Source organism: Mycobacterium sp. 1245801.1 (assembly GCF_001673055.1).
Lineage (GTDB): Bacteria > Actinomycetota > Actinomycetes > Mycobacteriales > Mycobacteriaceae > Mycobacterium > Mycobacterium europaeum_A.
The window spans coordinates 1-10,095 of sequence record NZ_LZKY01000069.1 but is presented as its reverse complement, the minus strand read 5'-3'; the positions used below and the strand labels follow the sequence as shown (position 1 = coordinate 10,095).

The following is a 10,095-nucleotide window of genomic DNA, read 5'->3' as shown; positions in this document are numbered from 1 at the left end:
GTCCGTCGCATTCGTCATGCTGATGTACGCCGTCGTCGAGATCATCCTGGTCGGCTACCTCGTCAGGCCGGCGCGAACGCAGTCCTTGCTGTTGGTGCTGCACGACTGGGTGCGCAGCTACCACCGGCAAATCCTGGTGGGCCTGTTCGCGGTGGTCGGGGTCTCGGAGCTGGCCCAGGGCCTGCACATCCTCTGAGCGGAACCGCTCACCGAATCAGGGCGTCCGGTGGCGGATCCGGGGCAACTCGCGCAGGATCGCGCTATGAAACGCGAAGTGGGCGCCGAACTCGAAGTCGACATCACCGCGGCCACGACGCTGGAGTTTCAGATCGCCGTGGCGCCGCATCCGCGAGCCGAGGTGTCCGAGTCGCTGCGCTTCGTCCTGGACGGACGGCCGATCACGCCCCTGGAGATCAGCGGGCTGCACGGCAACCGCATCCACAAGTTCGACGCCGCGGTGGGCACGCTGCGCGTCGACTACGAGGCGACCATCGTGGGTCACACCGATCCGGCTCCGGTGACCGAATACGACCAGTCGATGTACCTGCGGCCCAGCCGCTACGCCGAATCCGACAAGTTCTTCGGTTTCGCCGCAACCGAATTCGGAAATGACCGCGATGCCGCGGAGCTGCTGGAGCACGTGAGTTCCTGGGTAGGCACCCGGCTGAACTACGTGCCCGGCTCCAGCGATCCGATCGACGGGGCGGTGGACACGTTGCTCGCCGGCGAAGGTGTGTGCCGGGACTACGCGCACCTGGTGGTGGCGCTCCTGCGAGCGGTCAGCGTCCCGGCCCGGGTGGTGTCCGTGTACGCGCCGGGCGTGTACCCGATGGACTTTCACGCCGTCGCGGAGGCGTTCGTCGACGGGCACTGGCGCGTGGTGGACGCGACTTTGCTGGCGCCACGGCAGACGCTGGTGCGGGTGGCCACCGGCCGCGACGCCGCCGACACGGCGTTCCTCGACAATCACAAAGGTGCGGTCACGCTGAATCGTCTGGTCGTGAGCGCCGTGGTGGACGGCGAGTTGCCCCGGGACTCGATCGACCACCTGGTTTCCATCCGCTGAAATCGCCTGTGCCACAGCATGATCGCGGCGTGCCGGTAATCAGCCGGACTTGTCGTCGTCGGAATCTTTCTGGTCGTCGGAGTCCTCGTCCTCGTTATCGGAGTCACCGTCGTCGTTGTTATCGGAGTCCTCGTCGTCGGAGTCCTCGTCCTCGTCGCCGGAGTCGTCCTTATCGTCGGAATCCTTCGACTTGTCGCCGGAATCCTTCGACTTGTCGTCGGAGTCCTCCGACTTGTCATCCGACTCGTCCGCCTCGTCGGCCTTGTCTGCGTACTTCGTCAAAAGCCCGGCGAGTTGCCGGGCCTCTTGGGGTGATAGCAAATCGTCGAATATCCGCTCGTCGCCCTCAGAGATGCGCTCGAGGTACACCGTGTTGCCCTCGGCCCCGACATCCCAGCGGCCTCCTTCCTGACGAACCATCCGATGCCGCCTTTCGACTAGTGAACTGGTACAAACCGGACACGCGTGCGCGCTTGGGTGTTGCTTACCCACTTTTGCTGGAGCCGACGACCAATAGGCTGGTGTTTTGAACGCCCGAGCTTCGGAGGTAACGACATGCCTGCACCGTCTGCCGAGGTCTTCGATCGCCTGCGTCAGCTGGCCGCGATCAAAGACGCCACCGCACGTCAGACCAAGACGATCGACGAGGTCTTCACCGGCAAGCCGCTGACCACGATCCCGATCGGCACCGCCGAAGACGTCGAAGCCGCATTCGCCGAGGCGCGGGCGGCCCAGGTCGCCTGGGCGAACCGCCCGGTCGCCGAGCGCGTCGAGATCATCGCCCGCTACCGCGACCTCGTCATCGAGAACCGCGAGTTCCTGATGGATCTCCTGCAGGCGGAGGCCGGCAAGGCCCGCTGGGCGGCGCAGGAGGAAATCATCGATCTGGTGGCGAACGCGAACTACTACGCGGGCGTCGCGGCCGACCTGCTCAAGCCCCGCACGGTGCCCGCGCTGCTCCCCGGCATCGGCAAGACCACGGTCGGTTACCAACCCAAGGGCGTGGTCGGGGTGATCTCGCCGTGGAACTACCCCATGACGCTGACGGCGTCCGACTCGGTGCCGGCGCTGCTGGCCGGCAACGCGGTGGTGCTCAAGCCCGACAGCCAGACGCCCTATTGCGCGCTCGCCTGCGCCGAGCTCCTGTACAAGGCCGGCCTGCCCCGCGCGCTCTACGCGATCGTGCCCGGGCCGGGCTCGGCGGTGGGCACCGCGATCATCGACAACTGCGACTACCTGATGTTCACCGGCTCGACCGCCACCGGCAGGCAGCTCGCCGAACACGCGGGCCGTCGCCTGATCGGGTTCTCGGCCGAACTCGGCGGCAAGAACGCGATGATCGTCACGCGGGGCGCCAATCTCGACAAGGCCGCCAAGGCGGCCACCCGCGCGTGTTTCTCCAACGCGGGCCAGCTATGCATCTCCATCGAGCGCATCTACGTCGAGAAGGACATCGCCGACGATTTCATCGGCAAATTCGGCGCCGCGGTGCGAAACATGAAGCTGGGCACCGACTATGACTTCTCGGTGGACATGGGCAGCCTGATCTCCGCCGGCCAGCTGGACACCGTGACCGACCATGTGGAGGACGCGAAAGCCAAGGGCGCCAAGGTGATTGCGGGCGCGAAGGCGCGTCCCGACATCGGCCCCCTGTTCTACGAGCCGACGGTGCTGACCGATGTCACGCCCGAGATGGAGTGCGCGGCCAACGAGACGTTCGGTCCGCTCGTCTCGATCTACCCCGTCGCCGACGTGGACGAGGCCGTCGAGAAGGCCAACAACAGCGACTACGGGCTCAACGCCAGCGTGTGGGCCGGCTCCTCCGCCGAGGGTCAGCAGATCGCCGCCCGGTTGCGGTCGGGGACGGTGAACGTCAACGAGGGTTACGCCTTCGCCTGGGGCAGCCTCAGCGCGCCGATGGGCGGGATGGGCCAGTCCGGTGTCGGCCGCCGGCACGGCCCCGAGGGCCTGCTGAAGTACACCGAATCGCAGACGATCGCGACCGCGCGGGTGTTCAATCTCGATCCGCCCCTGGGCATTCCGGGGAAGGTGTGGCAGAAGTCGCTGCTGCCGATCGTGCGGACGGTGATGAAGATCCCCGGCCGGAACTGACTTCGCGGCGGGCCGATTCACCCGTTGACCCCGATCTACTACCGCGCGTAGTATCCGGGCTACCCCATCATGCACAAGGAGGTGCACTGTGAGGTGGAGTTTCGCCCAGATCGGGCTGCTGATCATCTGCGCTTTTCACGTCGTCCAGGCGGTGATCGGCTTCATCATGAATCCCAGCTTCGCCACCGGCCCCACCGCGCCGACCGTGCAGCTGCTCGGAATGGACTACAACGGCTGGCACGCCGTCGCCGGTCTGGCGCTGTTCGCCCCGGGCCTGGTGTTCGCGCTGCGCAAGTCATGGTCGGTGCTGTATCTGCTGCTCGCCGCGATAGCCGGTGCGCTGCCCGGCATTTGGGCCTTCTTCTCCCATCAGGTCGCGTTCGTCTTCACCTTCCCCAACAACACGACCGACGCGGTGGTGCACCTGGTGACCGCCACGGTGATGGTCGCGGTGGCGGCCGTGCAGATCCGGATGGACGGCGGTCTCAAAAGCTCGCTCGCCGATCTCCGGAAAGCGCCGTAACGCCAAACCCTCACCCCCGGGCCATTTGAGTTCACATCGCCGCCGCTGCGGGTAGTCATCCGGTCGACGAAGGAGGTTGCGATGGCCAAGCAATCGGACAAGGACGACGACGAGCCCAAGGGCGGTCGTCCCGGCCCCGCGGATCATGGGCGCGAAGGCGGGATGGCGACCCGCGAGAACGCGCCCGAACTCACCGAGCCGGACCGCGAGGACTGACGGCGTGACGGCATGACGCCGCCCAAATCGGATCGCGTTTCGCGCGGTCAGCGGGGGCGGGTGGCCGGGATGTCACCGTCACGACGAAAATGGATGGATGCCGTCTGAACAGGCGCCGCCGCCGCCGCAATCGGCGCCGGGCTGGTATCCCGATCCCGCAGTAGGCCACGGGCTGCAGCGCTACTTCGACGGCACCAGCTGGACCAGCGAGTGGGCCTTCACCGCGGACCCGCCGAAGAAGGGCCTGCCCGGCAAGGCGGTCCTGGCGCTGGCCGCGCTGTGCGTCCTGGTGCTGCTCATCATCGTCGGCAAGAGCTGGGTTTTCGACCCGAAGAAGGACGGCCGATCGGCCGAGTCGAGCAGTTCGGCCACGGCGGGGCCGGCCGAGGCGCCGTCGACGCCGGCCGGTCCCAAAAAGCCGGACGGCGTCACCTTCACCGTCGCGCCGGGCCCGAATGGTGACGTGGTCGACGCCAAGTTCGCCATTCGGGACAACTACACCGAGCAGATGATCAAGGACGGCGCCCGGCTGGACACCATCGGCATTCTCAAGTACGCGCGGGCGACCTACCCCGACGCGTCCGCGGTGAACGTGCAGGGCACCTTTCCGATGACCGACCCGTACGGCAACACCTCGACCCAGGTCGCCATCGACCTCACGTATTCGCGGGCCACGCTGGACAAGATCAACTTCGACGGCATCAACAAAGCCAGCATCTGGGAGATCCGCGACTCCGGCACCGTCCTGCCGGCCTTCCAGCCATAGATCGGTCGTCCGTGGCCGCTAAGTGCAGTACTGCCCGTTGATCAGGCAATTCTGCGGTGGCGAGAAGGGACCGGTCAGCACGCCCCTGAAACCGCCCGTGGCCGAACCCCCGGGGGGAATGCTGCGATTCCAGTTCGCCGGGGTCAGAACATAGTGCGTGCCGGATTGGGTAACGGTGCTGTTCCAGGTGTGCAAGACGGATTCGCTCGCCGGCAAGTCGAATTCCAGCTTCCAATCGGTGAGCGGCGCCATGCTCGCGTTGGTGACGGAGAAGCGGGCGATGAAACCGGTCTGCCACGCATGGTCCACCGACAACGTCGCCGTGGCGGCGGCCGCGTGGGCCGCGGGAGCGATGCCGAGCCCCAGGACGGCAACCGTCGACGCCGATGCGAGTACGTGAAACGCTGCGCGCCAGCGGTTCACGCGATGTGTGCCTCCGCCCATGACTGCCAACATTAAAACCGCGGGGGCGATATCGGCCGGCGCGTCGCGGGTAAGCTGCCGTACCTTTGCCCAACCGAAACCGTCGTGAAATCTTCTCGCCTCGGCGCGGGCCGGCGCACCCGGGTACAGGCCACAACCGCCGCTGACCTGTGGTCGGGCTGACAGGATTTGAACCTGCGACCACTTGACCCCCAGTCAAGTGCGCTACCAAACTGCGCCACAGCCCGCGCGCCGGCGCGTGCACCGGCAGCAGGTCGAAAGCCTACCGTAACCGGGCGGCCGCCCCGCCAGGCGACCTCCGCCGGCGGGCGACAGAAGACCAATAGGTGAATCGCAAACGTGCTAGCGCCGGTGCTAGCGGCTTTGAGAAGCACCTATTGGTCTGAAGAGAGCCGGAAACATCGCCGGCGCCCCGAAAACCGCGCCGACACCTCAGCGCCGCCGCGCTCCCCGCTTCTCGCGCACCCGCACGTTGATCCGGATCGGCGACCCCTCGAACCCGAAGGCCTCGCGCAGCCGGCGCTCCAGAAAGCGCCGGTATCCGGCCTCCAGAAACCCGGTGGTGAACAGCACGAACGTCGGCGGCCGGGCGGTGGCTTGGGTGGCGAACAGGATGCGCGGCTGCTTGCCGCCACGCACCGGCGGCGGGGTGGCCGCCACCACCTCTTTGAGCCAGGAATTGAGCGGGCCGGTCGGAATCCGCGCATCCCACGATGCCAGCGCGGTCTCCATCGCAGGCACCAGCTTCTGCAGCGCCCGGCCGGTCTTGGCGGAGATGTTGACCCGCGGCGCCCACCGCAGCTGCACCAGTTCGCGGTCGATCTCGCGCTCCAGCATCTCGCGGCGGTCCTCGTCGACCAGGTCCCACTTGTTGAAGGCCAGCACCAGGGCGCGGCCGGCCTCGATGACCATCGACAGCACCCGCTGGTCCTGCTCGGTCAGCGGCTCCGATCCGTCGATCAGCACGATCACCACCTCGGCCGCGTCAATGGCCGAGTGGGTGCGCACCGAGGCGTAGAACTCGTGCCCGCTGGCCTGGCCAACCTTTCGCCGCAAGCCCGCGGTGTCGACAAACCGCCAAACCTTGTCATCCAGCTCGATCAGCGAGTCCACCGGATCCACCGTCGTTCCGGCGACGTCGTGCACGACCGAGCGCTGGTCCCCGGCCAGCTTGTTCAGCAGCGAGCTCTTGCCCACGTTGGGCTTGCCGACCAGCGCCACCCGCCGCGGTCCGCCGGACGTGGGCGCCACCTCGGACACCTCGGGCAGCGCGGCCAGCACCGCGTCGAGCAGATCCGCCACGCCGCGGCCGTGTATGGCGCTGATCGCGTGCGGCTCACCGAGCCCCAGTGACCACAGCATCGCGGCGTCCGCCTCGACCTTGTCGCTGTCAACCTTGTTGGCCGCCAAGAAGACCGGCTTGCCCGACCGCAGCAGGATCCGGGCGGCGGCCTCGTCGGCCGTGGTGGCGCCGACGACGGCGTCGACCACCAGGATCACAGCATCGGCGGTGCGCATCGCCACCGAGGCCTGGTCGGCCACCAGCTGCTGCAGGCCCTTGGCGTCGGGCTCCCATCCCCCGGTGTCCTGCACGATGAACCGGCGCCCGGTCCACAGCGCGTCGTAGGACACCCGGTCGCGGGTGACGCCCGGGACGTCCTGCACCACCGCTTCGCGCCGCCCCAGGATCCGGTTGACCAGTGTCGACTTGCCGACGTTGGGCCGGCCGACCACCGCCACCACGGGCGCCGGGCCGGCCTCCTCCTGTTCGTCCAGGCCGAAATCGACGGATTCCCAGTCGCTTTCGTCACTCCACGTGCCGTCTTGGGTCACCGCACCGCTCCGCTTCGCTGCTTGACCAGGTCCCGCAGGTGCGAAATCACCTGGGCCTCGGTCATCTCGCTGGTGTCGACGACGAGTGCGTCGGGCGCCGCGCGCAGCGGCGACACCGCCCGGGTCGAATCCAGATGGTCGCGGCGGCGGACATCGGCGAGCACCGCCTCGTAGTCGTCGGCCAGCCCGGCCGCCACGTTCTGTTCGTTGCGCCGCCGCGCCCGGGTCTCGGCCGACGCGGTCAGGAAGATCTTGACGGGCGCGTCGGGCAGGACGACGGTGCCGATGTCGCGCCCCTCGACCACGACATCGCCTGGCCCAGCGGCCATCTCGCGCTGCAGCTCGACCAGCCTGGCGCGCACGGCCGGCACCGCCGACACCGCCGAGACGGCGCCGGTGACGGCATCCCCGCGAATCTCGGTGGAAACGTCCTCGCCGGCAAGCAAACACCGATCGCCGTCCACCGACAGCTGCGCCGTCGACCCGATCCCGCCGACCGCGTCGGCGTCGCCCGGGTCGATGCCCGCGCGCAGCACGGCCAGCGTCACCATCCGGTACATCGCCCCGGTGTCGAGATAGCGTGCGCCGAGCGCTTGCGCCAATCCCCTTGACACCGAGGACTTTCCGGTACCCGCCGGGCCGTCGATGGCAACGACCATTCCACTCACAGGCCCACCGCCTTGTATAGCTGGCCGATCTCGTGATGAGCCAACGCCCGGAAGGTGCCCGGTCGCTGCTTACCCAGCGAGACGGGCCCGATGTCGGTGCGCACCAACGACTCCACCGGGAATCCCGCCGCCGCCAGCAGCCGGCGCACGATGCGATTGCGCCCCTCGTGCAACGTCACCCGCACCAGCGTCTTGCCGGGAATGGCGTCCACCACCGCGAATTCGTCGACCTTGGCCGCCCCGTCGTCCAACTCGATCCCCGCGCGCAGCTTCTTGCCGAGCCCACGCGGCACCGACCCGGTCACCGTCGCCAGATACGTCTTGGGCACCTCGTGGGACGGATGCATCAACCGATGCGCCAGCTCGCCGTCGTTGGTCAGCAGGATCAGCCCCTCGGTGTCGGCGTCCAACCGCCCGACGTGAAACAGGTTCTTGTTGCCGCGGACCTTGCGCTCGACCAGATCGCCGATGCACGGGCGGCCGCGGTCGTCGGACATGGTCGAGTGCACACCGCGCGGCTTGTTCAGGGCCAGATACACCTGCGAGTCGTCGAGGACCACCCGGGCCCCGTCGACGCGGATCACCGAGGAGTCCGGGTCGACGCGGGTGCCCAGTTCGGTCACCACCTGCCCGTCGACCTCGACGCGGCCGTCGATGATCAACTTCTCGGCGGCCCGCCGCGACGCAATTCCGGCCTGCGACAACACCTTCTGCAGCCGGATCCCCTCAGCTTCGTGCATCAATCCTGGTCCACGTCGAAGGTCAGCGCCTGATCGGGCGATGGACCGCCCGAGAGTTTGATGAAACGTGGCTCGCTGTCCAGGGATTCGGATAGGTCCTCGATCGTGTCGACGTCGGGAAGCAGCGGCGCGATGTCCGGCAGGTCCGAAAGCGAGGTCAACCCGAGGCGTTCCAGGAACAGGTCGGTGGTGGCGAACGTCACCGCGCCGGTGTCCTCGTCGGCCCCGGCCTCGGTGATCAGGCCGCGCGCCAGCAGCGTGCGCATCACCGCGTCGACGTTGACGCCGCGCACCGCGCTCACCCGCGCACGGGTCACGGGCTGGCGGTAGGCGACCACGGCCAGCGTCTCCAGCGCGGCGCGGGTGAGTTTGGATCGCGCGCCGTCCAGCAGCAGCTTCTCGACATAGGGCGCGAACCGGGCGCGGGTGTACATCCGCCAGCCCTCGCTGTTTTTGCGCAGGTCGATGCCGCTGTCCCGCTCGGTGAGTTGCTCGGCCATCTCCTGCAGCTTGGTCGCGATCCGGTACACCGGCTGCCCGGTGGCCGACGCCAGCGCCTCCGCGGTGACCGGGGTGTCCACCACCAGCAGCAGCGCCTCGAGCACCGAGCCGAGTTCCTCGGATTCCATCGGCGCGACCTCGGCGATGTCCGGGATGCCGTCATCGAGTACGACGTCGGGCAGATCTTCAGTCATTACTCGTCTCGTATTTCGGTGGTCGGACACTCCCCGGTCCAGGCAATTTGGAGCACGCCAAGCGGCTCTGACTGGTCGAATGCTACCGCCCGCGACCGATACAGTTCGAGCAGCGCCAGGAAGCGCCCGACCACCTCCATCGACGCCTCACAGTCGGCGACCAGCTCGGAGAACGTCGCCCACGCGCCGCTGCCTCGCGCCTGAAGGATGTCCAGCAGCTTTTTGGCCTGCTCGGGGACCGACACCTGCACCTGGTGCAGGTGCGCGACGGACACCGTCGGCACGGGCCGCGGGCTGAACGCGATCGCGGCGATCTGGGCGAACCGTTCGGCGTCGACGCCGATCATCACCTCGGGCAGCAGTTCGGTGAACCGGTCCTCCAGCGACACCGAGCGCGGATAACTGCGCAGCGCGGTGGCCTCGAGCTCCGCGAACATCTCGGCGACGTGCTTGAACGCCCGGTACTGCAGCAGCCGGGCGAACAGCAGGTCGCGCACCTCCAGCAGCGCCAGATCTTCGTCGTCGTCGACCTGCCCGGCCGGCAGCAGCCTTGCCGCCTTCAGATCCAGCAGGGTCGCGGCGACCACCAGGAACGCGGTGGTCTCCTCCAGCTCGAGCTGCGGGCCGATTTCGCGGGTGTAGGCGATGAAGTCGTCGGTGACCTGGTGTTCGACACCGTCATCACCCGGACCGTGCGATTCCCGGAGACCAGCGTCGCCGGCGAACCCATCACCACGTGGGCCCCGCGCTCCACCGGCGCCATCGCCTATCGCGCGCTGGCCCGCGAATTCATCGACCGATTCGGCGCGTGAACGCGGCCGCAACCGGTGAGGCGCCACAGCAGAACGGCTACGGGGCTGGCTTCCAAGTCCGCCTGACCAATTTCGAGGGCCCGTTCGACCTGCTGCTGCAGCTGATCTTCGCCCATCGCCTCGACGTGACCGAGGTGGCGCTGCACCAGGTCACCGACGACTTCATCGCCTACACCCGCGAAATCGGCCCGCAGCTCGAGCTGGAGGAGACCACCGCGTT

Annotated in this window: 13 protein-coding genes, 1 tRNA gene and 2 pseudogenes; 8 read left to right on the top strand and 8 right to left on the bottom strand. The window is 67.8% G+C overall.

Annotated features, from left to right (window positions below; genetic code table 11):
* Together A5622_RS04350 and A5622_RS04345 are read left to right on the top strand one after the other, a co-directional pair.
* On the top strand, nucleotides 1–196 hold a 196-nt coding region (locus A5622_RS04350), incomplete at its 5' end, for a GAP family protein (RefSeq protein ID WP_197507946.1).
* A gap of 66 nt (nucleotides 197–262) precedes the next feature.
* Entirely contained in the window at nucleotides 263–1,066 is an 804-nt protein-coding gene (locus A5622_RS04345) for a transglutaminase family protein (RefSeq protein WP_197499570.1), read from the top strand.
* A 39-nt stretch (nucleotides 1,067–1,105) separates the two neighbouring features.
* Here A5622_RS04345 and A5622_RS04340 read toward each other — a convergent pair whose 3' ends face one another.
* Nucleotides 1,106–1,486 (bottom strand): hypothetical protein, encoded by a 381-nt coding sequence (locus A5622_RS04340; RefSeq protein ID WP_066876933.1) that lies wholly within the window; start codon nucleotides 1,484–1,486, stop codon nucleotides 1,106–1,108.
* A gap of 135 nt (nucleotides 1,487–1,621) precedes the next feature.
* On the opposite strand from A5622_RS04340, the gene A5622_RS04335 reads away from it, so the two are divergent.
* The 4 genes from A5622_RS04335 to A5622_RS04325 all read left to right on the top strand — a co-directional run bounded on the left by A5622_RS04335 (nucleotide 1,622) and on the right by A5622_RS04325 (nucleotide 4,683).
* Nucleotides 1,622–3,178 (top strand): succinic semialdehyde dehydrogenase, encoded by a 1,557-nt coding sequence (locus tag A5622_RS04335; RefSeq protein WP_066876932.1) that lies wholly within the window; start codon nucleotides 1,622–1,624, stop codon nucleotides 3,176–3,178.
* A gap of 88 nt (nucleotides 3,179–3,266) precedes the next feature.
* Nucleotides 3,267–3,701 (top strand): DUF4383 domain-containing protein, encoded by a 435-nt coding sequence (locus tag A5622_RS04330; RefSeq protein ID WP_066872283.1) that lies wholly within the window; start codon nucleotides 3,267–3,269, stop codon nucleotides 3,699–3,701.
* 81 nt (nucleotides 3,702–3,782) lie between these two features.
* Complete coding sequence (locus tag A5622_RS30435; protein ID WP_255361674.1) at nucleotides 3,783–3,917, top strand: hypothetical protein; 135 nt, start codon at nucleotides 3,783–3,785, stop codon at nucleotides 3,915–3,917.
* 97 nt (nucleotides 3,918–4,014) lie between these two features.
* Nucleotides 4,015–4,683: a DUF2510 domain-containing protein gene (locus tag A5622_RS04325; RefSeq protein ID WP_066876931.1), complete on the top strand. Its 669-nt coding sequence runs from the start codon at nucleotides 4,015–4,017 to the stop codon at nucleotides 4,681–4,683.
* 18 nt (nucleotides 4,684–4,701) lie between these two features.
* Here the strand turns inward: A5622_RS04325 and A5622_RS04320 are convergent, their stop codons facing one another.
* The 7 genes and pseudogenes from A5622_RS04320 to A5622_RS04290 form a co-directional block, all read right to left on the bottom strand.
* A complete protein-coding gene (locus A5622_RS04320; RefSeq protein ID WP_066876930.1) occupies nucleotides 4,702–5,127 on the bottom strand; it encodes a cellulose-binding domain-containing protein in 426 nt (141 codons plus the stop codon).
* 150 nt (nucleotides 5,128–5,277) lie between these two features.
* Nucleotides 5,278–5,354: transfer RNA gene (locus A5622_RS04315), tRNA-Pro, on the bottom strand.
* A gap of 205 nt (nucleotides 5,355–5,559) precedes the next feature.
* Nucleotides 5,560–6,960, bottom strand: coding sequence for a ribosome biogenesis GTPase Der (der, locus tag A5622_RS04310; protein WP_066872268.1), 1,401 nt, complete (start codon nucleotides 6,958–6,960; stop codon nucleotides 5,560–5,562).
* Complete coding sequence (cmk, locus tag A5622_RS04305; protein ID WP_066876929.1) at nucleotides 6,957–7,619, bottom strand: (d)CMP kinase; 663 nt, start codon at nucleotides 7,617–7,619, stop codon at nucleotides 6,957–6,959. The genes der and cmk overlap by 4 nt, the downstream gene beginning before the upstream one ends.
* Nucleotides 7,620–7,624: 5 nt before the next feature.
* The gene (locus A5622_RS04300; protein ID WP_066876928.1) at nucleotides 7,625–8,368 is read right to left on the bottom strand and encodes a pseudouridine synthase; all 744 of its coding nucleotides are present in this window, start codon (nucleotides 8,366–8,368) and stop codon (nucleotides 7,625–7,627) included.
* Complete coding sequence (gene scpB / locus A5622_RS04295; protein WP_066872259.1) at nucleotides 8,368–9,063, bottom strand: SMC-Scp complex subunit ScpB; 696 nt, start codon at nucleotides 9,061–9,063, stop codon at nucleotides 8,368–8,370. The genes A5622_RS04300 and scpB overlap by 1 nt, the downstream gene beginning before the upstream one ends.
* Nucleotides 9,063–9,731: pseudogene (locus A5622_RS04290) on the bottom strand (segregation/condensation protein A); the annotation flags it as partial. The gene scpB and the pseudogene A5622_RS04290, both read right to left, overlap by 1 nt.
* Here A5622_RS04290 and A5622_RS27825 point away from each other — a divergent pair.
* Together A5622_RS27825 and A5622_RS27820 are read left to right on the top strand one after the other, a co-directional pair.
* Nucleotides 9,711–9,875: pseudogene (locus A5622_RS27825) on the top strand (ParA family protein); the annotation flags it as partial. The pseudogenes A5622_RS04290 and A5622_RS27825 overlap by 21 nt on opposite strands.
* Nucleotides 9,872–10,095 (top strand): segregation/condensation protein A (locus tag A5622_RS27820; RefSeq protein WP_197497903.1); only part of this gene is annotated, 224 nt, incomplete at its 3' end. The pseudogene A5622_RS27825 and the gene A5622_RS27820, both read left to right, overlap by 4 nt.